This window comes from Paraburkholderia sp. SOS3, from assembly GCF_001922345.1.
In the GTDB taxonomy this organism is placed as follows: domain Bacteria; phylum Pseudomonadota; class Gammaproteobacteria; order Burkholderiales; family Burkholderiaceae; genus Paraburkholderia.
Genome location: NZ_CP018811.1, coordinates 3,318,471 through 3,343,123, shown reverse-complemented (window position 1 = coordinate 3,343,123; position 24,653 = coordinate 3,318,471). Strand labels below are relative to the sequence as shown.

The following is a 24,653-nucleotide window of genomic DNA, read 5'->3' as shown; positions in this document are numbered from 1 at the left end:
TGACGTTCGCGTGGCAATGCCGTGACGATTCGATGACTTCGCGTAAGGTTGGCACACTCCTGTTCGTATGGTTTCCAGAAGGGTAGTGGTGCGATGAAATCCGTGCAGATCAGATGAGATCGGGGCTGATCGCGGCGCGCAGTACGGCTTCCAGGTCGCCGCTGCGCTCGCGGCTTTCGATCCACCAGATGCCGCCTTTCCTGATCGCCCAGCTCTCGCCGCTCTTCGCGATCAGGCGCGCCGCGACGTGCCCGAGCGTCGGCTGATGTCCGACCACGACGATGGTAGGTGCGACGCCGTCGGGCCAGCCGGCAGCGCCGAGCACGTCGGACGCGCTCGCGTCCGGTGCGATCTCGCGGACCACGCGGTACTGGTCGGTCAGCGCTTCGACGGTCTGAATGGTGCGCGTGGCGGGGCTAACGAGAATCACCGCGTCGTTATCGAGACGGCTGCGCAGCCATTTCGCGCCGGCCTGCGCCTGCTTGCGGCCGCGCGACGTCAGTTGGCGGGCGAGATCGTTGGCGGCGGTGTCTTCCGCTTCGGCGTGACGCCAGAGAATCAGGTTCATTGCATGCCTCCCATAAGCTTGATTGCGTTTCCTGAAGCGAGCTTCGATGCGGTCGGTCGCAAGCAATGTCGCATGCGGGATGCCGCGAATGCAAGGAAGGGGTACGGGGAGGGTGGTGCGGGGATCGGCTACGAAGCCATTTGCGTTGCGCTTGATGTTGCGCCGGATGGAAATGAAGCAGTAGAAAAGAAAAAAGGGTTTGGCGCGAGCCAAACCCTCGATTCCTTTGCCTAGTTCCTTTGGTCGGAGCGAAAGGATTCGAACCTTCGACCCTCTGATCCCAAATCAGATGCGCTACCAGGCTGCGCTACGCTCCGACAAGCCGAGCATTCTATCCGGCTTTCGTGCCGAGCGTCAAATCCAGGATCGTGGTGGCGTCGGGTGCACGCGAAAAGGGGGTGTGCCCGACGCGCAAGGCAAGAGTCGGGACAACCTTTTTCGCGCGTGGACCCGCTATATCGTCCCCATCAGCAACAGCACGATCACGACGACCAGCACGACACCGATGATGCCGGTCGGCTGGTAACCCCAGCCGCGGCTGTACGGCCAGCTGGGAAAGGCGCCGATCAGCAGCAGGATCAGCACGATCAGCAAGATGGTTCCGAGCGTCATGTTATTTCTCCCTTGATGGCCTATGGCCTCGTTATGGCCCGCCCACGCGGTGTTTCGCGCGACCGTCGCGCACTGGCGCATAAAATCGCGCCTGCGCGCCCCGGTCGGCACATCGGTCAACGGCACGGTGGTGGGCGAACCGCGCCGTCCAGTGACAGACGTCCAGCAAGGCGTGTGCCTGTCCGGTGGTGCGGTGCGGGGCTGCGCGCGCTGCCGCGCGGGAGTTTCGCGGCAGAGTCCAGCATGGAGGGCGGCGCGCGGCGCGTGGTCCACGCGATAGGCGCGCCGCGCGAAAAGAGGGTATCGAAAGCGAAGCGTTGCAGCGCCTAATGCTTGCGATGCATCCAGTCGAGCACGTGATGCTCGGCGAGCCAGTGGTGCATCATGCCTTCCCCATTGTGTTCGCGCCGATAAGTTCTCGATTCGAAAACCGATAGCGCGACAAGCACCAGCAAGCCCACGCCAAGACCGACCAGACCGGCGATTGATTCGGCATCCATGGCAGCCTCCTCGGGCCATCGTGGCCCCGACTACGTCTCTCTACATAGTAGGACAGATGCCGCGGACTACCGAATGCCGACCGGCATTCAAGGCGCCGCCCGACGCAGGCGGCCGCCGTACGGTGACCATCGCATGACGGCCTTTGCGGGTAGACTCTAACCCCACATTGAATGTTTCGAGTCGAGCCTGCGAATATCCATGAAGCGCACTTTTCTGCTTGCCCTGACACTCTCGGCCCTCGCGGGCTGCGCCGATGACGTGACCTTGCATCGTCACGCGCCGCCACAAGATCCGCCGGACTATCACGGCGTGCCGACCGACGACCGGCCGCCGCAAATCATCAACGCACCGGATGCCACGTCCCAATAAGTGCCGACATCGCGCACGGCGCGGCACGTCGTTGCCGTGCGCGACAGCATTCAAGGCCTACGCAGTCTCGGGTCCGATACTGCGCGTGATGCGCGGCACGTAGCGCGCGAGCGTGATGCCGCGCGCGCCCATGAAAACGAGCAGGGCAGCCCACAATCCGTGGTTGCCGCCCGGGGCCGCCAACGCCCACGACGCGGCAACGAACACCGCAAGCGATACGACCATCGACATCATCAGTTCGCGCGTGCGCGTCGCCCCGATAAAGACGCCGTCGAGCAGAAAGCCCCACACCGAAACGACGGGCGACAATGCGGCCCAGCCGAGATACGTTTTCGCGGACTCGCGCACGGCCGGCTGATCGGTCAACCGCGCGATGACCCAGCCGCCCGCCATCCAGTAGACCAACGAAAACGCCAGTGCGCCGAGCGCCGACCACAACAGCGTGACTTGCACCGCCCGGCGAAACGCATGACGATCGCGCGCGCCGAGTGCCGCTCCGACGAGCGCTTCGGCAGCATGCGCAAAGCCGTCGAGTCCGTACGACATGAAGGTCTGAAAGTTGAGCAGCAGTGCATTCGCGGCGAGCGTCGCGTCGCCCTGCCGCGCGCCAAGATGCGTGAACCACGCGTACGACGACAACAGGCACAGCGTGCGCACGAAGATGTCGCGATTGATCGAAATCAGACGTTTGAGCGCAGCGCCATCGAATAGCTCGCCGCGCGAAAGCGCCGGCAAGCCATGCGGCCGCATGCGCCACAATAGCCATGCGCCGAATGCGAAGCCGAGCGCATCGGCGGTCGCGGTCGCGGCGCCGATGCCCGCCACGCCCCAATCGAAGCGATATACGTAGAGCAGCACGGCCGCAATGTTGACGGTGTTGATCAACACCTGCGTGATGAGCGCGAGTCGCACGCGCTGCGTGCCGAGCAGCCAGCCGAGCACGACATAATTCGCGAGTGCGAACGGCGCGGCCCAGATGCGTGCGTGACAGTACGCGCGCGCATGCTGCTGTACCGCCGCACTGCCGCCGAGCCCGCGAATCGCGTATTCGATCAACGGTATTTGCACGGCGAGCACCGCAGCACCGATCGCGAACGCGAGCAGCAGTGCACGGACGACATTGCTGCGCACGCCCACGCCGTCGCCCGCGCCGAACGCCTGCGCGACGAGCCCGGTCGTGCCCATGCGCAGAAAGCCGAAGCCCCAGAACACGAAGTTGAAGAAGAGCCCGCCGAGCGCGACGCCGCCGAGATACGAGGGGTTTGCCAGATGGCCGGCGACCGCCGTATCGACCGCGCCGAGGATCGGTTGCGTCAGATTGGCAAGCACGATCGGAAACGCGAGCCCGAGTACGCGTCGATGCCAACGCACCGGCAACGCGGGCGCACTCGATGATGACTGCGCGTCATGTGCGGCGGCGTTCAACTGTCAGGCCGCATTGACGCGTGGATCAACCGTGCCGAAGCTGACGCGCATTCAACCGCGCTCCTGCACGCAAACCCAGGGCGAGACGACGACTGCCCACAGCTCCGGGTCGCGCGCGGCGAAGTCGGCGGCCGTGTTCGCCTGCGCGCGTTCGACAAGCCCGGACGCGAGCCACCGGGTGACCTGTTCGGTATCGTCGTTGGCGATCGCCTCGGCAACGCTCACGAGGTCGAGATCGCGTGCTACGTGCAGCAGCATTCCACGCGCGAAGAAACGCTCGAGTTCCGACCAGCCGATCTTTGCGGTTTCGCCGAGCAGCTTGGCGTAGAGCGGACTTTGCGACGGGCCTTGCGGTGTATCGGGGGAGGTGGGGGAGGTCATCGGAATGCGCGGGAAGCGTGGCCCATGTGGGCAGTGTGGGAACCGATTGCAGACTTGCGGTCGTTACTATAAACCATCGTGCCTAGCTCAACAGTCGATTGCGTGGTCACACGCTCGGCCATTCCGGTCGCGTCGCCTCGCGCAGCGAACCGGCGCGAATCAAATGCTCAGTCGAAACAAAAACAACGGCTGGGTGCGCTCGCGTACCAAATCGAGCATGTCGGTTTCGTGACGGAAATTGCGTATAACCGAGGCCGGCGTCGAACGCTTCGAACCGCTCCTGCATGACGCATACGAATCGAGATGCCCATTTCATGCGGGTTTTCAAGCAAAGAGCATTCCGATGAACAAATGCGCGGCGATGCAATGTGAGTTGATTCGGTTTCCAAAGCGAGCGCGGTGACGCCTATCCGGCTTTCGATCCGTGCGCCGACTCACATATTTCGATCAATTAATCGATTGCACGCCTATAGGGGCGTTGCTAGATTTCGTTTCGGCGCATGGTAAACCGGTCCTTTGCCGATATGCGCCGAACCCCCGTTAGCCCGGCCTCGCGCCGGGCCTTTTTTTGGTTGCGCACGCATGCATTCTTTGAAAAAACGGGCTTTACGAAGGGCTCGCGGCATGGCCGCATGGTCGTAAAAGCATGCTCGCCCAGCGTTGTCCAGGACCTTACTGCTTGCAGCGAATCACCATCGAACGATTCTTGACGTTTGCGCCCAAGATGCCGCCAAGCGATCCGCCCGAGGTCGCGCCGTTGTCGACGTCCTTCGAGATCACTTCATAGCCATACGCACCGCACACTTCGCCTGCCCGTTGATAGCATTCGCCCCAGTTCGAACTCGCGTCGCTGCCGCTGCAGTTGATCGCGAAGCCGGTATCGCCGCTCGGCAGATAAGTCATCGTCGTCGAGCTCGCGCAGCCGGCCAGCGCCGCCGCGACAGAGATCGAAAGGCCCGCTGCCATCGCGCGCGCCGCTGCCAATACGGTTTTCATTTACATTCCTCGCTGTTGTCCTGGTGTCGATACGGCGCGTGCCGTATCTGCCATGTCCTTTGCAATGGAGCCTGCTGCGCAGTGCCGGGTTCCCGACGCCGGGTTGCGAACGACGCGCTCACGACGGCGCGTCCTACAACACGACAAAGCACGCGTCGCATAGGCGTGCGTCTCGTGCGCGAACGTTTGCGCGATGCCTTGAAGCGTGACGCGCAATGCAGACCGATGCCGTCAGCGCGGAGGCAACGAACGCGACGGGTCGATCGAGCGGCCATCGTAACGGAGCTCGAAATGCAGCATCACGCGGTCGTTGTCGGTATCGCCCATTTCCGCGATTTTCTGGCCTTGCTGCACGGCCTGTCCTTCCTTCACGAGCAGCGATCGATTGTGCGCATACGCGGTCAGGTAGTCGGCGTTGTGCTTGATGATCAGCAGATTGCCATATCCGCGCAGACCGTTGCCCGCATAGACGACGGTGCCGGACGCGGCCGCGACGACCGGCGTGCCGGCGGTATCCGCGATATCGATGCCCTTCGAGTTCTTGCCGTCGAAGCGGCGGATCACGGTGCCGGCCGCAGGCCATACGAGCGAAATCGGCGGCGCGTTGGCGACGTTCACAGGCGCTTCGGCTGCTGCGCCATTCGGCGCGGCGGCGTTGCTCCGGCTGCGTGCGCTTGCGGTCGACGTCGTCGCCGACGCCGACGCGGCGCCGGCCGGCGGTGCGACGCGCAGCACCTGGCCCACTTCGATCGCATCCGGATTCGACAGATTGTTCCAGCGCGCGATGCTCGACACCGACTGCCGGTTATCGCGCGCGATCTTCGTCAGCGTGTCGCCCCGTTCGACGCGGTAAAACCCCGGCCCGACCGGAGCCGAGCCACATGCGGCCAGCACTGCGACTACCGTTGCAACCAGTGGTGCGCAGGCGAGCCGTCTCATTCTTGTTGTCAACATTGGACCTCGCAAAACCGCCGCCGCGCGGTGACCGACCGTGCCGGGTTGCATGAATGCCGGAAGGGTCGGCGCGCTTATGTCGTACGAACGCGCGGCGAAAAGAAAACGTCCGATTCTAACGGTTTTGCATCGCAGCACGGAAAAATCGGCGCCGCGCGCGGAGGTTTCGTCCGCCGCGCGCATACGCCCCGGTCGCTTCGGAGCGGTTCGATGCGGCTCAGTTCAGTGAATGCCGAGGAACGAACGCCTGCATTACGGCAACGAGCCCACCGCGATACGCAGCGCCGCGGTTTCTGCCTCACCGGGCTCGAGCCAGCGCAAGCCTTCTTCGTTGTGAATGGCATCGGGCAGGCCGAGCCATGGCTCGACGCAGTAAAAGTCCGACTCCGGCTTCTCGGTCCAGGTCGTGACGGCGAACCAGGGCACCGACCCCGGCCGCTGCAGATCGATGGTGATGCTGCGATTGAGTCCGAGCTGAACCAGACGCACCGGATGCGCGGAAGCGCCCTTCAGGCAGTGGAAGCGATCGAGGATGCGGTCTTCGTCGAGCCGGTAGCTCGGCTCGCCGGGCTCGGGCGCCGCAAGCGTGCCGTCCGGCAGCTGATAGCGCGTTTCGGTGCACGGCAACTCGAGCACCGTCTCGTTGCGCTGCGTGTGCGGCAGCGCAAAGTAGAAGTGATGGCCCGCGTAGTACGGCAGGGCGGTCTCGCCGGTGTTCGACGTAGTCAGTTCGACGTCGAGCGTATGCGTATCGATAAGCCGATACGTCGCTTCGAAGCGGAAGCCGAACGGGTAGCCGGTGCGTGTCGCTTCGCTGTCGGTGAGCGTCATGCGCACCGTTGCGCGCGCTTCGTCGAGTGCCGCGTCGAAGGCGAGGTCGCGCGCGAAGCCGTGCATCGGCAATGCGCGCACCGTGCCTTGCCGGTCGCGCCATTCGCCGATGCGGCCATCGACGAAATGGCGGCCGAGAAACGGAAACAGCAACGGGTTGCCGCCGCGAATTTTCGCGGGGTGGCTCCAGTCCGCCTGATCGGGCCAGAAAATGACGGGGCTACCGTCGATGTCCCAGGACAGCAGCCGGCCGCCCGCTTGTGGCGCAAAGCGCAGCCGCGACGGGCCTTGTGCGATCTCGAGGATGTCCTGCTGCTGGAATTGAGGCATGGTCGGTGCGATGTCAAAGCGGTTGATCGAACGTCAAGCGTAGCTCAGCAAGCGGCGCTGCGTGCAGCGAACGTGCTCTGCGCGATGCCGCCACGGCGGGGGCCGCTTGGGTTCCTGAGGGTGGTGCGGGTTGATGCAGGTTGCCGCGGGTTGCCGCGGGTTGCCGCTGATTGTGCGCCGCTTTGCGCTACGGGGAAACCCTTTATCGGGAAATTGCGAGTGTCGTCGAACAGTCGCGCGCGTCGATAATCTGTACCGAGGCCCGATTAAGCCGATCCGGAAATCGGGCTCATCGCTTTCGGAGGCGCTATGGATCTCGCAATGGCAATGGGCGTGGCACTGCTCGGGATGTTCGCGGGCAGTACGATTTATTTTTTCCATAAAGTGACACGCTAGAACGGGGCGTCGAGATCCGCGAAGCCGGACACGCGTTGCGTTAGCCGGCCGAGCGTCCTCTCTGTGCAGGCCCGCCTTGAACGGCGGGCCTTTTTGCTTTCATGGCCGAAAGATTCGTGCGCGGCGCGAGCGGCGCAAGCGTCGCGCGCCAGGGAAAGACTGCGCATACGTGCGCCGCACTGCGGAAAAAAATTGGTGAAAAAATCGCCGGGCGCTTGGCGGGTTCGCGTCGCCCAGGCATAATCGACGCGCCTTCAGATCGCCGGAAATCCATGCCCGGTGCGCTGTCTCCCAATTCCTTCTCTTCCGTGAGGACCGCCGCGTGAGCCTGTCGTTTCTGATTTTTCTGAGCGTGCTGCAGGGCGTCACCGAACTCTTTCCGGTCAGCAGCCTTGGTCATACGTTGCTTGTACCCGCATTGTTCGGGATGCACATCGACAAGCACGCGCCACAATTGCTGCCGTTCCTCGTCGCGCTGCATCTGGGTACCGCATTTGCACTGCTATGGTATTTCCGCGAGCGCTGGATCGCGCTGATCGGCGGCTTCTTCGCGTCGCTCGGCGGGCGGCGCAACGAAGACGGTCACATGATGTGGGCGCTGATCATCGGCACGATTCCGGCCGGCATCGTCGGCCTCGTGCTCGAGAAGCGGCTCGAACGCGTATTTCACGACTTGCGTATCGTGGCGATCGCATTGATCGTCAACGGCATCCTGCTGTGGTTGGGCGACCGTCTGCAGCGCTCGCGCGCGCATCGTCCGCCCGAGAAACTCACGTTCAAACAGGCGTTTTTCGTCGGCCTCGCGCAGGTCGGCGCGCTGATCCCGGGCTTCTCGCGCAGCGGACTGACGATGATCGCGGGCAATGCGGCGGGCCTCACCGCGGAGAAAGCCGCCGAATTCGCGTTTCTACTCGGCACGCCGATTATTTTCGCCGCGGGCTTGCTCGAGGTGCCGAAGCTCTTTCACGCGCCGGAGCAGCTTGGCGATGCGGCGCTCGGCGGCGTGCTGACCGCGATTGCCGCTTATCTGAGCGTGCGTTTTCTGATGCGCTATTTCGAAGGGCGCGGGCGGCTCGCGTCGTTTGGCGTCTATTGCGTGATCGCGGGGCTCGCGTGTCTCGGCTGGTTTATCACGCATCCACAGCCGGTGGCGTGACGGTCGGGCGGCGCCATGTAACGCGCCGCGCACACCGCGGCGGCTTCGCGCTCGGGTAGAATGCCGGCTCGCCCGCAATGGGCGAGCATCGAGGCGGCGAACTGACGAATGAATCAATTCGCGGAGAATTCCTCCGGCCGCGTTCGGTCACAGATGAAATGAGCGGTGCATTGGTGTAGCATCACCGCTCTTTCGTGCGGCAGTAGCTCAGCTGGATAGAGCATCGGCCTTCTAAGCCGAGGGGCGGGGGTTCGAGTCCCTCCTGCCGCGCCAATCGCTTCGCGGCCGTCCGCTTTATAGCAATCGGCCGGCCATCTCGTTTGCCGCCCTCTCGCCCTCTACATCCACCCCAGGCCCGCTTCCGTCCCATTTGCCGGAAAGTACTCGGCGCCGATCCATCCGGTCCAACCGGCGGACTGCAGCGCCTCGAACACTTTCGGAAAGTTGATTTCGCCGGTCCCCGGCTCATGCCGTCCGGGCACATCCGCGATCTGTATGTGCGCTGCGTACGGCAGGCTCGCCAGCATCCGCTCGATCAGATTGCCTTCGCCGCGCTGCACATGAAACAGGTCGAGCATGATCTTCAGATTCGGACGTTTGAGCGTCTCGATCAATGCAATCGCCTGCTGCTGTTTCGTCAGAAGATACGTGGGGCGATCGACGGCATTGAGCGGCTCGATCATCACCGTCAGCGCGTGTCGTTCCGCCATGCCGCACGCTTCGTCGATATTCGCCTGATACGCGTCCCACGCCGCTTCGTGCGATAGCGACGCGTCGACGATGCCCGCCATCACATGAACATTCGGACACCCGATCACCTGCGCATACTCGAAAGCTTCGTGCAGCGACTCGATAAATGCGCTGCGCCGGCGCGGATCGGCGGCGAGGCCCCAGTCGCCAGCGTTCGCATTGCCGGGCGCGGTGTTGATGCCGATCATCGGCAGGCCGTGCTCGTCCAGCGTGTCGCGCAACCGGGCAGGCGGGACGTCATACGGAAACCACATCTCGACGGCGCGAAAGCCGGTCGCGCGCGCGGCCGCGATACGTTCGGCGAGCGGGCGATCCTGGAACAGCGTCGACAGATTGGCGGAGAACTTGAACATAGGCGGTGAGCATGATTGCGGTGACGGGTGGGAACCGGGGCTCAGGCATCGGAAATCCGATGATCCCGGACTCGATTGGCTTGCCTCGCCTCGCGCTGCGGTACATGCCGACGCCGTCGAGCGCCATGCGTTCGCAGCAGCCGGTGAAGAACCGCTTGCGCTGGTCCGGCGACGCGCGATCATTGCACAGAAAGGCCCCACCGTGCAGCGTCAATGCCAGTTTGGCGACCAGTCCAAAAGGCACGGGGCCGACCGCATGCCGACCCTCCGTTCGATCGCGAGCCCGCGTCCCGACCGGCCCGTAATCGACGACCCGGTAATCGACGACGTGGTCGTCGTCCCTCAATACGTTCACGGACGGTGATCGACGGCTCGCGCACCTTCGAATCCACGCGCGCGGAGTCGCATCGGTCGATGACGCCGTGGCGCCACGCGGCGAAGCACGATGTCGCGCGCTTTGTGAGATCGGCCGCCACGCGCGCGTGCTATTCTTTTCAGGTCCAGATCGAGACACGCCGATCATCGGGCCGCCCGATCGATTGGCCTTGGCCTCCTGAGGCCAATTCGCCGAGGCTGACCCGCCCCGACCACCCACGGAGATCCAAGCAAAATGCCGATCCAAAACCGGACTTCACGTCAACTGCGTCATTCCCGTTTGCTGAGCCGTCTGACGATCGGCGCTGTGCTCGTCGCGGGCTCGCTTGCCGCGCACGCGGCGAACCTCGGCTTTCTGAACGACACGCCGATCAGCTACATGAAGCAGCGCGATATCGATTCGCTGCGCTCGGCCGCGGACAAGGTGCTCAGCAACAAGGCGGACGGCGAATCGACTACGTGGAATAACGAGGGCACCGGCAACGGCGTGAAAATCGATGCGCAACTGACGCCCGTCGATACCGCGAAAGACGGCGCGAACACCTGCCGTACGGTGCGCGTGGTGCTCAACGCGAAAGGGCAGTCGGTGAATCTGGGGCCGCGCTACTGCCGTCAGGGCAACAGCGGCCGCTGGATCCTGCAGAAGAAGCATTGAGCGAACGCATCGTTTCATGCGGCGTCGTGCTGCTCACGCCCGATGGCCGCGTGCTGCTCGCGCATGCGACCGGCACCAATCATTGGGATATTCCGAAAGGGCACGGCGAAGCCGGTGAAGCGCCCGCGGTCACGGCATTGCGCGAACTGGTGGAGGAGACCGGCATCACGCTCGGCGTCGAGCGACTCAAGGATCTTGGCCGCTTCGTCTACCGGCGCGATAAAGACTTGCATCTGTTTGCCGCGCGGGCGCGCCCGAACGAACTCGACCTGACGCCGTGCAACTGCACGTCGCTGTTTCCGCGACGTTCGGACGGCGTGATGATTCCCGAGATGGACGCATACCGCTGGTGCCGGCCCGACGAAGTCGAGCGGTATGCAAGCCGAAGTTTGACACGGCTGTTTCAGACGACGTTATCGCTTGCGGAACTGCATCAGTCGCTGTAACGACGCTGCGCCGCCCCTGGTGCGGCGGCGGTCTTCGCGCGTGCCGTTCGAGAGTTCACCGCTCAGTCCAGCGCCTTGTCGTTCGGATGCGCGAACAACGCGCGCATTTCCTGCGATAGCGGGTAATTCAGGTTGATTCCGTGCGGCGGGATCGGCTGCGTGAACCACACGTTGTAGAGCCGCTCCGCTTCACCCGATGTCTGCATCTGCGAGATCACGCCGTTGACGAGGTCGCGAAACGGCTCGTCGCCCTTGCGGAACATGCATGCATAGGTCTCGTAGCCAAGCGGCGTGCCGGTCACGATGAAGTCGTCGGGGCGCGGGTCGCTCGCGCGGAAGCCGTACAGAATCGGCTCGTCCATCACGAATGCGACCGCGCGGTCCGACTTGACGGCGGCGAATGCGTCAGAGTGGTCCTTCACGCTCGCGATGCGCATGTTCAACTGCTTCTCGCTGTTCAGTTGCCGCACGAGCCGCTCGTCGGACGTGCCCGCAGTCGTGACGACCGGCTTGCCCGCGAGGTCGGCGAAGTCGGTGATACCCGAGTTCTTGCGGGCGAGCATTCGCACCGCGTACTGAAAGAAGCTGTTCGAGAATGCGGCGACGTTTTCGCGATCGCGCGTGTGCGTGGTCGAGCCGCACTCGAAGTCGATCTGATTGTTGACGAGCATCAGGAAGCGGTTGGCCGACGTAATCGAAACTTCGCGCACGCGCAGATTCGGCAGGCCCAGCGTCTTGCGAATCTGGTCGACAACGGCGAGCGCGATTGTCTGCGAATAGCCGACCGTGCGGCCGCCGTCCGAGTACGAAAATGGAATCGACGCTTCGCGCACGCCCAGCACGACAACGCCTTCGTCGCGAATCTTTTTGAGCGTGCCGCTGAGTTCTTCCGAACGCGGCCCCGATACGGCCGAGGCGGCATCCGGTGCGGATGCGTACGCAGCCGCGCATGTCGCGATCGATGCGGTAAAGGTCGCGAACTTCACGAACCTGACGAAGTTCTCGACAACAGGCAATGCGATCGCGGCAAGTGCGACACGCGAGTCTCGACGTACAACAGCGTTCATCAATCGTTTCCCCCGGGCCGGCGTTTCTTCCGGCCTCTCTGTCTCCTTCGAAGGACCGTTGTTATCGGTGATCAACCCGCGATAAACCCGCGATAAACCCGCGATAAACCGCTTGTCTGCGTTACGCCGGCTTGCCCCAACTGTCGCGCAGACTGACGATGCGGTTGAATACGGGTTTGCCCGGCTTCGTGTCGTAACGATCGGCGACGAAGTAGCCATGGCGCTCGAACTGATAGCGTTGCTCCGGCGCCGCCTCGCGTGCGCCGGGTTCGACGTAGGCTTGCGCGATTCGCTTCGAATCCGGATTGAGCGCCTCGAGGAAATCGCGGCCGCCCGCGTCGGGCTGCGCTTCCTTGAAAAGGCGGTCGTAGAGACGCACCTCCGCGGGACATGCGCCGGCCGCGCTGAGCCAGTGAATCGTGCCCTTCACCTTGTAGCTGTTCGCGCCTTCGGTACCCGAGCGGCTATCGGGAAAGTAGTTGCAGTGCACCGCGACGATGTTGCCGTTTTCGTCCTTGTCGGCGCCCGTGCATTCGACGACGTAGCCGTACTTGAGGCGTACCTTGTTGCCTGGAAACAACCGGAAATAGCCCTTCGGCGGCGTTTCGTTGAAATCTTCACGCTCGATCCACAGCTCGCGCGAGAACGGAAACGTGCGCGTGCCGCGCTCCGGATGATGCGGATGCACGGGCGCGCTGCATTCCTCGGTCGTGCCTTCGGGGTAGTTGTCGATGATGAGCTTGAGCGGATCGAGCACCGCGGTCGCGCGCGGCGCCTTGTCGTCGAGATCGTCGCGCAGCGCGCCCTCGAACACGCTCATGTCGATCCACGAGTCGACCTTCGTGACACCGATGCGATCGCACAGCAACTGGATCGATTCGGGCGTGAACCCGCGCCGCCGCAAACCGACGACGGTCGGCATGCGCGGATCGTCCCAGCCGTCGACGTGGCCTTCGGTTACGAGTTGCAGCAGTTTGCGCTTGCTCGTGATCGCGTACGTGAGATTCAAACGCGAGAATTCGATTTGCTGCGGCAGCGGCCGCGTGAAGACGCCGGCTGCGGCGAGTTCGTCGAGAATCCAGTCGTAGAGCGGCCGATGGTCTTCGAATTCGAGCGTGCACAGCGAATGCGTGATGTTCTCGAGCGCGTCTGAAATGCAGTGCGTGTAGTCGTACATCGGGTACACGCACCAGGTGTCGCCGGTACGGTAGTGATGCGCGAAGCGGATGCGGTACAGCACCGGATCGCGCATATTGAAGTTCGGCGACGCCATGTCGATCTTCGCGCGCAGCACGTGCTCGCCTTCCTTGAACTCGCCGGCCTTCATGCGGCGAAACAGGTCGAGGTTCTCTTCGACGGAGCGGTTGCGATACGGCGACGGCGTGCCGGGCTCGGTGGCCGAGCCGCGATTCGCGCGCATGGCTTCGGCCGACTGGCTATCCACGTAGGCCTTGCCGCGTTCGATCAGCAGTTCGGCGAACGCGTAGAGCTTGTCGTAATAGTCGCTTGCGTAGTACAGGTGCTCTTTTTCATCTTTCTTCCATTCGAAGCCGAGCCATTTCACCGCGTCGATAATCGATTCGACGTACTCGAAGCTTTCCTTTTCCGGGTTCGTATCGTCGAAGCGCAGGTGGCACACGCCGCCATAGCTGCGCGCGATGCCGAAGTTCAGACAGATACTCTTGGCGTGGCCGATATGCAGATAGCCGTTCGGCTCGGGCGGGAAGCGCGTTTCGACGCGCTGGGCCCATTTGCCCGAGCGATTGTCGTCGTCGATGATGTTGCGGATGAAGTTGGCGGCGGGCGCGGCGGCGGATGCGTCGCCGTGCTCGCTGTGCTTGCGGTCTGTACTCATGCGAATGGGAGAAGGTGACGAGGGCGCGCGCTGCTCCCTCTAATCCGACAATTCTACCTGACGGCATTGCGAGGTACAGCGCTTTGACGCGGCCGCGGTCCGGCGCACGCGGCACGTAGCGCGGCGGTGCACGGAGGCGCGGTACGAGACGGGGTGGGCGCCCGGGTTCGAGGCGATCCGAAAGGCGCTGTAACAGGACGTAAATCGGTTTGGACCGCGAGCGCCGGCGCCGGTAGCATGCCGCCAACGGCGAAGTGGGTTCTGGGCGCCAAACGATCGTCCGGGCTGCGCGGGGCGCGATGTTTGCGCTTCGCCAGGTTCGCCGGTGCTTCGCTGTGGCGGTTCGGATGTTTCGCACGGCACGCTATCTTCGCGGGTCGCAAAGCGAAAAACGGCGCGGAAATCGGCGCGGAAAGCGGCGCGAGTGGCGACGCGAACAACGGCGGACCCGAATAGCGGCGCGGACAATGCGCACGAACAGATGGTTCGAAACAGGCGCGGGCAGATGCGCGAACGGGATGCGCGAGCGGATTCGCCGGTGAACGAATACGCGCAACCACGCGCGCAGCGTCGCGCGACCGGACTCGCCGGCGCACGCATGCGCGATCGACTTCGCCGACCAGGCGTTCGGCTGCGTTCTGCGTCGAGGGCTTCTCGCTCCTGTGCCATTGCGTCAATGGGCCGACGGACCATCCACCCGGCGCGGTGTGCAACACTTCCCGTGTTCGCTTTGCCGGCATCCAGCCGGCACTCATTTTTTCCGGAGTTCCCTGCATGCCTCCTACGACGCTCGATGCGCGGTTTGCGCGTCACGCCTTTTCAGGCAATAGGGCCGACATCGACACAGCCGGCCGCAAACCCGCTCGCGAGACCTTGCATGCGGTCGCGCTCGCGGCGCTGCTGGGCGCGCTCATGCTCGGCGCGATGCCTGCCGGCGCAAAGACCGCGGCCGCCAGGACCGTGTTCGACGCATCGGCGGTCGCGACACCCGATCGCTATAGCGCGGACACCGCGCAGCAGATTTTCGCGGAAGGCGGCAACGCGGTCGACGCGGCGGTCGCGATCGCGTTTACGCTCGCCGTTACGCGTCCCGACGCGGGCAACCTCGGCGGCGGCGGATTCATGACACTGCAGGTCGACGGCAAGCCGTACTTTCTCGACTACAGCGCGCAGGCGCCGCAGCGGGCGACGCGCGATATGTATATCGACGACAAGGGCAACGTCGTCAAGAACATGAGTTCGATCGGTTTCCGGGCGGCGGGCGTGCCAGGCACCGTCGAAGGCCTGTGGGACGCGCAGAAGCGCTTCGGCAAACTGAAGTGGAAGCAGGTGCTTGCGCCGGCCATCCACTACGCGAGCGATGGCTTCGTCGTCGACGCGTCGTTGCAGAAGCGCCGCGACGATGCGGCCGCGAAATTCGCGGGCAAGACGAACTTCAACGTGTACTTTGCGGGTTTGAAGGCGGGTGCGACGTTTCGGCAGCCGGAGCTCGCCCAGACGCTCGGACGGATCGCCGACGACGGTGGCCGCGAATTCTACGAAGGGCAGACCGCCGATCTGATCGAGAAGCAGATGTACGGCCACGGAATGATTTCAAAGGCCGATCTGGGGCAGTACAAGGCGGTCTGGCGCGACCCGCTCGCGGCGGACTGGAACGGCTACCGGATCGTGACGGCGCCGCCGCCGAGCTCGGGCGGCATCGCATTGATCCAGCTGCTGAAGATGAAGGCGGATCTGAAGCCGCAGTTCGCCGGGCTCGAGCTGAACTCCGCGCCGTACATCGAGCTGATTGCGCAAATGGAAGACCGCGTGTTCGCGGATCGCACGAAGTACGCGGCCGATCCGGACGCGGTGCCGGTGCCGGTCGGCAAGCTCACCGACGATGCGTACCTGGCGCAGCGTGCGGGCGAGGTGAAGGATCTGTGGGCGCAGCAGAAGGCGGCGCGGGAGAAGGCGGAACAGGAAAAGGCCGCGCGCGAGAAAGCGGAACAGGAAAAGGCGGCTCAGGAAAAGGCGGCTCAGGAAAAGGCGGAGCAGGAGCAAGCGCAGCAGGCGGCGCAACAGGCTAGCGGCGCGGCTGCGAGCGCGGTGCAGGCCAGCGCTGCGGCGCCGGCCGGCGCGGGGCCGGCGGGTGCGAGTCAGGCGGCCGCCGCAGCGCAACTCGCCGTGCCGCAAGCCCCGGGGCAGTCGAACGCGACGCAGCGAGACGCGGGGCAGGCGGGTGCAGGGCAGCCCGGCGCCGGACCGGCAAACGCTGGTCAGCCGAATACCAATCAGCCGGGCGCTGCTGCGTCTGGCGCAGGGCAGCGGAACGCGAGTCAGCCGGGTGGCGGGCAGGCGAATGCCGGGCCAACGAATGCGCTCGCTGCGAGCGCACCGGGCGCACCGCAGGCAAACGCGCCTCAGCCGCAACCGGTTCAAGCGAGGCCCGCTGCGCCGGCGCAGCCTGACGGCGCCGCGGCGTCGAACAACGCCGCTTCGGGCGACGCGCCGCCGACCGAGAAGCCTCAGACGACGCATTATTCAGTCGTCGACAAATGGGGCAACGCAGTGTCGAACACGTACACGCTGAACGGTTCGTTCGGTTCCGGCGTCGTCGTCGACGGCGGCGGGTTCCTGCTCAACGACGCGATGGACGATTTTGTCGCGAAGCCCGGCGCGGGCATGGACGAGGCGAACACGATCGCGCCGGGCCGCAGGCCCGCGTCGTCGATGACGCCGACGATCTTGCTGAAGGACGGCAAGGTCGTGCTGGTCATCGGCACGCCGGGCGGCTCGCGCATTTTTACGACGATCTTCCAGGTGATGACCGATCTGTACGACTTTGGCATGCCGCCGACGAACGCGCTGGCCGCGATGCGCTTTCATCATCAGGCATTGCCGCCGAAGGCGATTTACTGGGAGCCGTACCACCCGATTGCCGGCGATCTCGCGCAGCAGCTGCAACGGCTTGGTTACACGCCGGAAGGACAGGACTTCAACGGCGACGTGCAGATGATCAGGATCGACGGCACGACGCCGCAGCCGGCAGCGGACCCGCGCGGCGCGGGTGTTGCGCGCGTGTTTCCTTAGCAGGCAATCCGCAGCAGTGGGGTGTCGATCGGACACCTTGAACGACAAACGGGGATGACGTGATGGCGTTGCAAAAAGAACCCAACGTACTGGTGCTGCCGGGGTATCTGGACTCCGGCCCCGGGCATTGGCAAACCCGCTGGGAGGCTGCGCACGCGTCGTTCTCGAGGGTGCGCATGCCCGACTGGGAGCATCCGGTGCGCGACGACTGGTGTCACGCGCTCGACGCCGCCGTGACCGCGGTAACGGCGGAAGGCGCACCGGTCGTGTTTGCCGCGCACAGCCTCGGCTGCCTCACTGTTGCGTGGTGGGCGACCCGCTATGCCGCGCCCGCGCAGCGCGACAAGGTGGCCGGCGCGCTGCTCGTGGCCGTGCCGGATCCGGCGGGCCGCGCGTTTCCCGCCACCGCGAACGGCTTTACGCCCGTTCCCGACGAACGCCTGCCGTTTCCGACCATCGTCGTTGCCAGCACCGACGACCCCTACGGTGGCGTGCCGTTCTCACACACGTGCGCGGCCGCGTGGGGCAGCCGCTGGATCAGCATCGGCGCACGCGGTCATATCAACGCGGATAGCGGCCTTGGCGACTGGCAGGACGGGTTGGGTTGGCTCAAGTCGTTTGCCTGAACGCGACGCCGATCGCTGAACCTGGTTGCCTCAAGGGCGCATCGGCATCGGTTTCAGCCTCGGTATCAGTGTCGGCATCAGCCTCGGCATCAGCGCCGGAGCCGCGACCGGCACCTGCGCGGGCAATCGGTCGCCTGCACGAAGTCAGCCCTCCGGAAAGTCGCACCGCCGGTTACACCACCTGTTGCGCGCGCAATGCGGCGATCCGTGCATCGTCGTAGCCGAGCACGCTGCGCAGCACCTCCTCGGTGTGCTCGCCCAGAGTGGGCGGATGCGCGGCCGCTTGCGGCGGCGTTTCCGTCATCCTGATCGGATTGCGCACGAGCTTCACCGTGCCGCCCGACGGATGCGGCAGGTCCACCTGCATGCCGCGCGCGATCACCTGTTCGTTATCGAACACCTCGCGCAGATCGTTGATCGGCCCGCACGGCACCTGCGCAGCTTCGAGCGCATCGATCCATGCTCGCTTGCTGCGTTCGCGCACCATCGCGGCAAGCAGCGGCACCAGCGTTTCGCGGTTGCGCACGCGCGCCGGATTGGTCGCGAAGCGCTCGTCGTCGGCAAGCGCTGCATGCCCGCCGGCTTCGACGAACTTGCGGAACTGCCCGTCGTTGCCGACCGCGACGATGATCCATCCGTCGCTCGTCTGGAACGTCTGATATGGAACGATGTTCGGGTGCGCGTTGCCCCAGCGCGCGGGCGGCGTACCGCTCGCAAGGAAATTCGAGTTCATGTTGGCGAGCATCGCGACCTGCACGTCGAGCAGCGCCATGTCGATGTACTGCCCGGCGCCGGTGCGATCGCGATGCGCTAGCGCGGTGAGCACGGCGACCGTCGCATACATGCCCGTCATCAGGTCGGCGATCGCGACGCCGGCCTTTTGCGGGCCGCCGCCGGGTTCGCCGTCGCGCTCGCCGGTGATGCTCATGAAACCGCCGAGGCCCTGCACGATGAAGTCGTAGCCGGCGCGCTGCGCGTACGGACCGGTTTGCCCGAAGCCCGTCACGGAGCAGTAGATCAGGTCCGGTTTCACCGCGCGCAGCGATTCATAGTCGAGGCCGTAGCGCTTGAGCTGCCCGACCTTGTAGTTTTCCAGCACGACGTCGCACGTCGCAGCAAGCTCGCGCACGATGCGCTGGCCTTCGGCCGTAGCGATATCGACCGTGACCGACCGCTTGTTGCGGTTTGCCGCGAGGTAATACGCTGCCTCGCGCGTATCGGCGCCGTCGGGCGACTTCAGGTACGGCGGGCCCCAATGGCGCGTATCGTCGCCGGCGCCGGGACGCTCGATCTTGATCACGTCGGCGCCGAAATCGGCGAGCGTTTGTCCGCACCACGGACCGGCAAGCACGCGGCTGAGGTCCAGCACGCGGATATGGCTGAGAGCGCCCATGTTCGGTTAATGTCTCCTCGACATGCGAGCGGCGCGGCGGCGCGCCCCTTCAGAATTGCAAGCGGATTCCAGCGACGTCACGCATCTTAAGCGATCGCGGCGCGCGGGCCTATTCGGCCAAACGGCATAGGTAAAACGCACATACCGACGCGGCGCCGCGCGAAGCGCGCAGACCACCGGGTCGCCGGTTACCGGCGCGCTTTACTACCGTGACGCCGGCTACGGATACGCGAGTGCAGGCCGCGCCAGGCGCGACTTGCGGCCGATTGCCCTGGCCGTTCGGCCAGCGCCGCGCGCGGCGGGCGATGCGCCGTCGCGTGCGCTCGCCGATCCCGTATAATCGGCGGTTCAGGAAACCCCCGATTCACGACGCCGACAAACCTTGAACAAGGCGTCGGAACCATGCCCGGAACCCGTCCCCAGCACGTTATGAAAGCCGCCGAAATCCGCGAGAAATTCCTCAAGTTCTTCGAATCGAAGGGCCACACGATCGTCCGTTCGTCGAGCCTCGTGCCGGGCAACGACCCGACGCTGCTCTTCACGAACTCGGGCATGGTTCAGTTCAAGGACGTGTTCCTCGGCGCCGAAAAGCGTCCGTACTCGCGCGCCACGACGGCGCAGCGCAGCGTACGCGCGGGTGGCAAGCACAACGACCTCGAGAACGTCGGATACACCGCGCGTCACCATACGTTCTTCGAGATGCTCGGCAACTTCTCGTTCGGCGACTATTTCAAGCGCGACGCGATCCACTACGCGTGGGAGCTGCTCACCACCGTCTACCAGTTGCCGAAAGACAAGCTGTGGGTCACCGTCTACCAGGAAGACGACGAAGCGTACGGCATCTGGGCGAACGACATCGGCGTGCCGACCGAACGCATCATCCGCATCGGCGACAACAAGGGCGCGCGCTATGCGTCGGACAACTTCTGGCAAATGGCCGATACCGGTCCGTGCGGCCCGTGCTCGGAAATTTTCTACGACCACGGCCCGGACGTCTGGGGTGGCCCGCCGGGATCGCCCGAAGAAGACGGCGATCGCTACATCGAGATCTGGAATCTCGTGTTCATGCAGTTCAACCGCGACGCGCAGGGCAACATGACGCCGCTGCCGAAGCCCTGCGTCGATACCGGCATGGGCCTCGAGCGGATTGCAGCCGTGCTGCAGCACGTGCACAGCAACTACGAAATCGATCTGTTCCAGGCGCTGATCTCGGCCGCGGGGCGCGAAACCGGCGTTGCCGACCTCACGAACAACTCGCTGAAAGTCATTGCAGACCATATTCGCGCATGCTCGTTCCTGATCGTCGATGGCGTGATTCCGGGCAACGAGGGCCGTGGCTACGTGCTGCGCCGCATCGTGCGGCGCGCAATCCGCCACGGCTACAAGCTCGGCCGCAAGGGCGCGTTCTTCCATAAGCTCGTGGCGGACCTCGTCGCGCAGATGGGCGGCGCCTATCCGGAGCTCAAGGAAGCCGAAACGCGCGTGACAGACGTGCTGCGTCAGGAAGAAGAGCGTTTCTTCGAGACGATCGAACACGGCATGTCGATTCTCGAGAACGCGCTGGCCGATCTGAACTCGAAATCGGTTAAAACGCTCGACGGCGAGCTCGCGTTCAAGTTGCACGACACGTATGGCTTCCCGCTCGATCTGACCGCGGACGTGTGCCGTGAACGCGGCGTCACGGTCGACGAACCGGCATTCGACGAAGCGATGGCGCGACAGCGCGAGCAGGCCCGCGCGGCCGGCAAGTTCAAGATGGCGCAGGGTCTCGAATACTCGGGTGCGAAGACCACGTTCCACGGCTACGAAGAGATCGTGTTCGACGACGCGAAGGTCATCGCGCTGTATGTCGACGGCGTGTCGGTCAACGAAGTCGCGAAGGGACAGCAGGCAGTGGTCGTGCTCGATCACACGCCGTTCTACGCGGAATCGGGCGGCCAGATCGGCGACCAGGGCCTGCTGGCGAACGCAAGCGTGCGCTTCGCCGTCGGCGACACGCAGAAGGTGCAGGCAGACGTGATCGGTCATCACGGCGAGCTCGAACAGGGCACGCTCAAGGTGGGCGACGTGGTGAAGGCGGAAATCGACGCGATCCGGCGCGCGCGCACCGCGCGCAACCACTCGGCAACGCACCTGATGCACAAGGCGCTGCGCGAAGTGCTCGGCGGCCACGTGCAGCAGAAGGGTTCGCTCGTCGATGCCGACAAGACGCGCTTCGACTTCGCGCACAACGCGCCGATGACGGACGACGAAATCCGCCGCGTCGAAACGATCGTCAATGCGGAGGTGCTCGCGAACGCGCCGGGCGTCATCCGCGTGATGCCGTTCGACGAAGCGGTGAAGGGCGGCGCGATGGCCCTCTTCGGCGAAAAATACGGCGACGAAGTGCGTGTGCTCGATCTCGGTTTCTCGCGCGAGCTGTGCGGCGGCACGCACGTGCAGCGCACCGGCGATATCGGGCTCTTCAAGATCGTGATGGAAGGCGGAGTCGCGGCCGGCATCCGCCGGGTCGAGGCGATTACCGGCGACAACGCCGTGCGCTATGTGCAGGAACTCGACGCACGCATCAATGCGGCCGCAGGGGCGCTAAAAGCGCAGCCGTCGGAGCTCGCGCAACGCATTGCACAGGTGCAGGACCAGGTGAAGTCGCTCGAAAAGGAACTAGGCGCACTGAAGTCGAAGCTCGCATCGAGTCAGGGCGACGAACTGGCCGGGCAGGCGATCGAAGTGGGCGGCGTGCACGTGCTGGCCGCGACGCTCGAAGGCGCGGACGTGAAGACGCTGCGCGAAACGGTCGACAAGCTCAAGGACAAGCTGAAGAGCGCGGCGATCGTGCTCGCGTCGGTCGAGGGCGGCAAGGTCAGCCTGATCGCGGGCGTGACGTCGGAGGCGAGCAGGAAAGTGAAGGCGGGCGAGCTCGTCAACTTCGTCGCGCAGCAGGTTGGCGGCAAGGGCGGTGGCCGTCCGGACATGGCTCAGGCCGGCGGCACCGAGCCGGCCAACTTGCCGGCAGCGCTGGCGGGTGTCAAGGGTTGGGTCGAAGCCCAGCTGTAAAGCGCAGTTAGTTGTGATGCGCTAGCCTCACGCGACTTTACGCGCGTAAAGTCGCCACTCGCTTGTTGACTCACTGCTTGTCGACTCGTCGCCCATTGGTGTCCGACTTTCGTGTCCAACTTTTGGGTTTTCGCTTCAGCCGCTTGTGCCGGAGGTCATGGGGCCGTTCAGCAGGGGCGGCCCGCATCGATCCACTCCCGCGTCTTCCTGAGCGGCAGCCGGTAGCGGGCGCAGTTATGAACGGCCAATATCTTCAGCTCGTGTTCAAGCATCGTTTTGAAGGGGCTCACGTCGTCAGGCTCGAGGCTCAGGCTTGCAAGCGTCGAAGCCAGCGTGTTGCCGTGATAGACGATCTGCTGGATGGCGTCATTGAGCTTTTCGCGCAGACGAACCCGCAGCGGGTCCTGCACCCCCATCGCCTGTTCGATTACCCGATATTTCGCGATTGACCGTCTATAGGTCCACGCGAATAGGTCCACCGCCATTGCGGCGCTGGTTTGCTCGTAGACGCCGAGCATCGCCTCCGCATAATCGGCTTGGGTCACGTCGAGGAATGACAGCGGCGCGCAGTTCGCGAGCAGAAGCGGCATATTGGCGGCAAGACGGCTGGTGCGCTTGTTGCCGTCCACGAATGGCTGCAAATAAGCAAGGTTGACCCACAGGAAGAAGGCCGCTTCGACTGGATTTTGCGTCCTGCGTGCTTTCCCGACGATGATCTCCAGCATCTCCTCGAGCAGGGACGGCATCTGGGCAGGCAGATAGACAGAATCCTGGATATGAACAATTTTGTGCCGTATGGCGCCCAGGTCCGTGTCGTCGTGGAGCAAGCCCTGCTTAAGCACGCTTTGCAGGTTACGGACAATGGGGACGATCATCCCGTCGGTCGGAACGGCGTCCGCGAGAAACTCGATCGCTTCCTTATGGTTCAGAAGCATCGTGGCGTCGGGATCGTCATGTGCCGATCGACCCCGTTCGAAAAGCTCGCGTGTGTCGAGCAAGCTCTTGCGGTTGCCTTCGAGACGTGAAGAGTGCCACGACAGATCGATAAGAAGCTGCTCGAGAACCTTGCGTAAATAGGTGCCCGCAGGCTGCTGTCCGTGGAGGCGGCCCGCGGCATGCAACTCCTCGGCAAGTGCCGAGGGCAGCAAGCTCGAGACATTCGGCTCGTAGGCATCGACGAACGCTCGCTGGTACGCGACCGGAGTACGCTCTCCAAGCGGCGCCGGGAGCGTGGCGATGAGCGTCTGGCTCTGCGGGCTCCATTGCAGGGCTCGCGCGACTGTCTGCACCGGTCGCTGGATCGACTCTGCGCGGGATGGCAGCCGATAACGGGTGGAGCGGCCCGAGCCCGACATCACGAGGCGGCCGTCTGCGACCAGCTTCGCCAGCGCGCGGTTGACCGTCGGCCGGGACATGCCGACGCGGTCGGTAATCTCCGCCGGAGAAGCGTCGGTTTGCACGCTTTCGACGTACGCCAGAATGTCGGTGAGAAGCGTGGTGTTCGGCAAAACCGCTCCGTTGATAAGATCGGAGCGGATTTGATAAGAAAAAACGTCTAAGCGGCTTCCAACGCCCCGTTCTCATCGGCCGCCCCAGCCTTCTGCGCCTTCAGGTTGCTCCGCTCGAGCAGCATGTCCCGCAACGCGTTGAGCGCGGACGAAAAATGCCCGCGCCGCCAGACGAGCAGCGTGTCGATCGTTCCCAGATCGCCGAGCGAGTGAACGGCGATGTTGCTCATCTCGGGCTGCAGTTCCAGCACCGAACGCGGCGCGACGGCTACGCCCGCGCCCGCGGCGACGCATGCGACGATCGCATGATACGAGCCCAGTTCGAGCACGCGGGTCGGCTGCATGCCGTGTTCGTGGTACCACTTCTCGACATAGCTGCGATAGGCGCAACCGCGTTCGAATGCGATCAACGTCGACAACGCGATATCGCGCGCATGTCCGATCGGCGGGTGTTCGCGCGGCGTCAGCATCACCAGTTCCTCGCGAAACACCGGCACGACGTCGAACTGTTCGCCAAGCGATGCGGCGATGTCGAGCGGCGTCGCGACCAGTGCGGCATCCACTTCGAACTCGCGCACGCGTTCGATCAGCCGTCCGGTCGTGCCCGTTTCGAGTTCGAGCGACACGTCGGGCCAGGTCTGGTGATACCTGGCGAGCAGTTCCGGCATCCGCGTGGCGGCTACGCTTTCCATCGTGCCTAGACGCAATCGTCCGCTCGGCCGATTCTCGCGCACCGCGTGGCGCGCTTCGTCGGCGAGCGCGAGCAGACGCTCCGCGTAGGGCAGCAGCGTTTCGCCGGCCGGCGTCAGCACGAGCCGCCGGCCGTCGCGGATGAAAAGGTCGGTGCCGAGCTGCTCTTCGAGTTGCTTGATGCGCGTGGTCACGTTCGACTGCACGCGGTTCAGCTTTGCAGCCGCGCGCGTCACACCGTTTTCGCGTACCACGGCGCGAAAGATCGTCAATGCGGCGAGGTCCATGAG

22 protein-coding genes and 2 tRNA genes are annotated in these 24,653 nt (G+C 64.3%); 9 read left to right on the top strand and 15 right to left on the bottom strand.

The features are described 5' to 3' along the window. Window positions 1-109: 109 nt before the first annotated feature. A complete protein-coding gene (locus BTO02_RS14910) occupies window positions 110-568 on the bottom strand; it encodes a SixA phosphatase family protein (RefSeq protein WP_075157692.1) in 459 nt (152 codons plus the stop codon). A gap of 3 nt (window positions 569-571) precedes the next feature. On the opposite strand from BTO02_RS14910, the gene BTO02_RS14905 reads away from it, so the two are divergent. Then, a complete protein-coding gene (locus tag BTO02_RS14905) occupies window positions 572-802 on the top strand; it encodes a hypothetical protein (RefSeq protein ID WP_075157691.1) in 231 nt (76 codons plus the stop codon). 6 nt (window positions 803-808) lie between these two features. Here BTO02_RS14905 and BTO02_RS14900 read toward each other — a convergent pair. The 3 genes from BTO02_RS14900 to BTO02_RS34800 form a co-directional block, all read right to left on the bottom strand. After that, a tRNA-Pro gene (locus BTO02_RS14900) sits at window positions 809-885 on the bottom strand. Window positions 886-1,021: 136 nt separating this feature from the next. Continuing rightward, window positions 1,022-1,180, bottom strand: a complete 159-nt coding sequence (locus tag BTO02_RS14895; RefSeq protein WP_075157690.1) for a DUF3309 family protein — start codon at window positions 1,178-1,180, stop codon at window positions 1,022-1,024. 326 nt (window positions 1,181-1,506) lie between these two features. Further along, the gene (locus BTO02_RS34800; protein ID WP_198039148.1) at window positions 1,507-1,680 is read right to left on the bottom strand and encodes a hypothetical protein; all 174 of its coding nucleotides are present in this window, start codon (window positions 1,678-1,680) and stop codon (window positions 1,507-1,509) included. A 199-nt stretch (window positions 1,681-1,879) separates the two neighbouring features. On the opposite strand from BTO02_RS34800, the gene BTO02_RS34795 reads away from it, so the two are divergent. Continuing rightward, window positions 1,880-2,050, top strand: coding sequence for a hypothetical protein (locus BTO02_RS34795; protein WP_198039147.1), 171 nt, complete (start codon window positions 1,880-1,882; stop codon window positions 2,048-2,050). Window positions 2,051-2,107: 57 nt separating this feature from the next. Here BTO02_RS34795 and BTO02_RS14890 read toward each other — a convergent pair whose 3' ends face one another. The 5 genes from BTO02_RS14890 to BTO02_RS14870 all read right to left on the bottom strand — a co-directional run bounded on the left by BTO02_RS14890 (window position 2,108) and on the right by BTO02_RS14870 (window position 6,967). Beyond that, window positions 2,108-3,475: an MATE family efflux transporter gene (locus BTO02_RS14890; protein WP_075157689.1), complete on the bottom strand. Its 1,368-nt coding sequence runs from the start codon at window positions 3,473-3,475 to the stop codon at window positions 2,108-2,110. A 51-nt stretch (window positions 3,476-3,526) separates the two neighbouring features. Further along, complete coding sequence (locus BTO02_RS14885; RefSeq protein ID WP_075157688.1) at window positions 3,527-3,856, bottom strand: DUF2288 domain-containing protein; 330 nt, start codon at window positions 3,854-3,856, stop codon at window positions 3,527-3,529. A 672-nt stretch (window positions 3,857-4,528) separates the two neighbouring features. Continuing rightward, window positions 4,529-4,852 (bottom strand): hypothetical protein, encoded by a 324-nt coding sequence (locus BTO02_RS14880; RefSeq protein WP_075157687.1) that lies wholly within the window; start codon window positions 4,850-4,852, stop codon window positions 4,529-4,531. A gap of 231 nt (window positions 4,853-5,083) precedes the next feature. After that, window positions 5,084-5,806 carry a peptidoglycan DD-metalloendopeptidase family protein gene (locus BTO02_RS14875; RefSeq protein WP_075158887.1) on the bottom strand — a complete coding sequence of 241 codons (723 nt, stop codon included), beginning with the start codon at window positions 5,804-5,806 and terminating at the stop codon, window positions 5,084-5,086. A 252-nt stretch (window positions 5,807-6,058) separates the two neighbouring features. Continuing rightward, a complete protein-coding gene (locus BTO02_RS14870; protein ID WP_075157686.1) occupies window positions 6,059-6,967 on the bottom strand; it encodes an aldose epimerase family protein in 909 nt (302 codons plus the stop codon). Between the two features lie 718 nt (window positions 6,968-7,685). On the opposite strand from BTO02_RS14870, the gene BTO02_RS14865 reads away from it, so the two are divergent. Both BTO02_RS14865 and BTO02_RS14860 read left to right on the top strand, forming a co-directional pair. Then, a complete protein-coding gene (locus BTO02_RS14865) occupies window positions 7,686-8,519 on the top strand; it encodes an undecaprenyl-diphosphate phosphatase (RefSeq protein WP_075157685.1) in 834 nt (277 codons plus the stop codon). A 196-nt stretch (window positions 8,520-8,715) separates the two neighbouring features. Continuing rightward, window positions 8,716-8,792, top strand: a tRNA-Arg gene (locus BTO02_RS14860). Window positions 8,793-8,857: 65 nt separating this feature from the next. On the opposite strand, the gene BTO02_RS14855 is transcribed toward BTO02_RS14860, so the two are convergent. Continuing rightward, entirely contained in the window at window positions 8,858-9,622 is a 765-nt protein-coding gene (locus BTO02_RS14855; RefSeq protein WP_075157684.1) for a hydroxypyruvate isomerase family protein, read from the bottom strand. A gap of 610 nt (window positions 9,623-10,232) precedes the next feature. Between BTO02_RS14855 and BTO02_RS14850 the strand changes: the two genes are divergently transcribed. Together BTO02_RS14850 and BTO02_RS14845 are read left to right on the top strand one after the other, a co-directional pair. Continuing rightward, window positions 10,233-10,652: a hypothetical protein gene (locus tag BTO02_RS14850; protein ID WP_075157683.1), complete on the top strand. Its 420-nt coding sequence runs from the start codon at window positions 10,233-10,235 to the stop codon at window positions 10,650-10,652. Further along, on the top strand, window positions 10,649-11,098 hold the full coding sequence (locus BTO02_RS14845) for an NUDIX hydrolase (RefSeq protein WP_075157682.1): 450 nt from the start codon (window positions 10,649-10,651) through the stop codon (window positions 11,096-11,098). Before BTO02_RS14850 ends, BTO02_RS14845 begins: the two co-directional genes overlap by 4 nt. 62 nt (window positions 11,099-11,160) lie before the next feature. Here BTO02_RS14845 and BTO02_RS14840 read toward each other — a convergent pair whose 3' ends face one another. Then, a complete protein-coding gene (locus BTO02_RS14840) occupies window positions 11,161-12,165 on the bottom strand; it encodes a transporter substrate-binding domain-containing protein (protein ID WP_083615131.1) in 1,005 nt (334 codons plus the stop codon). 121 nt (window positions 12,166-12,286) lie between these two features. Next, window positions 12,287-14,020 (bottom strand): glutamine--tRNA ligase/YqeY domain fusion protein, encoded by a 1,734-nt coding sequence (locus BTO02_RS14835; RefSeq protein ID WP_075157681.1) that lies wholly within the window; start codon window positions 14,018-14,020, stop codon window positions 12,287-12,289. A gap of 912 nt (window positions 14,021-14,932) precedes the next feature. Here BTO02_RS14835 and BTO02_RS35130 point away from each other — a divergent pair. Together BTO02_RS35130 and BTO02_RS14815 are read left to right on the top strand one after the other, a co-directional pair. After that, window positions 14,933-17,092: a gamma-glutamyltransferase family protein gene (locus tag BTO02_RS35130; RefSeq protein WP_232243539.1), complete on the top strand. Its 2,160-nt coding sequence runs from the start codon at window positions 14,933-14,935 to the stop codon at window positions 17,090-17,092. Window positions 17,093-17,154: 62 nt separating this feature from the next. Beyond that, window positions 17,155-17,718: an RBBP9/YdeN family alpha/beta hydrolase gene (locus BTO02_RS14815; RefSeq protein WP_075157679.1), complete on the top strand. Its 564-nt coding sequence runs from the start codon at window positions 17,155-17,157 to the stop codon at window positions 17,716-17,718. Between the two features lie 172 nt (window positions 17,719-17,890). On the opposite strand, the gene BTO02_RS14810 is transcribed toward BTO02_RS14815, so the two are convergent. After that, complete coding sequence (locus tag BTO02_RS14810) at window positions 17,891-19,111, bottom strand: CaiB/BaiF CoA transferase family protein (protein ID WP_075157678.1); 1,221 nt, start codon at window positions 19,109-19,111, stop codon at window positions 17,891-17,893. A gap of 429 nt (window positions 19,112-19,540) precedes the next feature. Here BTO02_RS14810 and alaS point away from each other — a divergent pair, with 429 nt between their 5' ends. Further along, window positions 19,541-22,165 (top strand): alanine--tRNA ligase, encoded by a 2,625-nt coding sequence (gene alaS, locus BTO02_RS14805; RefSeq protein WP_075157677.1) that lies wholly within the window; start codon window positions 19,541-19,543, stop codon window positions 22,163-22,165. A 167-nt stretch (window positions 22,166-22,332) separates the two neighbouring features. Here alaS and BTO02_RS14800 read toward each other — a convergent pair whose 3' ends face one another. Further along, on the bottom strand, window positions 22,333-23,673 hold the full coding sequence (locus BTO02_RS14800; protein ID WP_075157676.1) for a Fic family protein: 1,341 nt from the start codon (window positions 23,671-23,673) through the stop codon (window positions 22,333-22,335). 47 nt (window positions 23,674-23,720) lie between these two features. After that, a complete protein-coding gene (locus tag BTO02_RS14795) occupies window positions 23,721-24,650 on the bottom strand; it encodes a LysR substrate-binding domain-containing protein (RefSeq protein ID WP_075157675.1) in 930 nt (309 codons plus the stop codon). Between the last annotated feature and the right edge of the window lie 3 nt (window positions 24,651-24,653).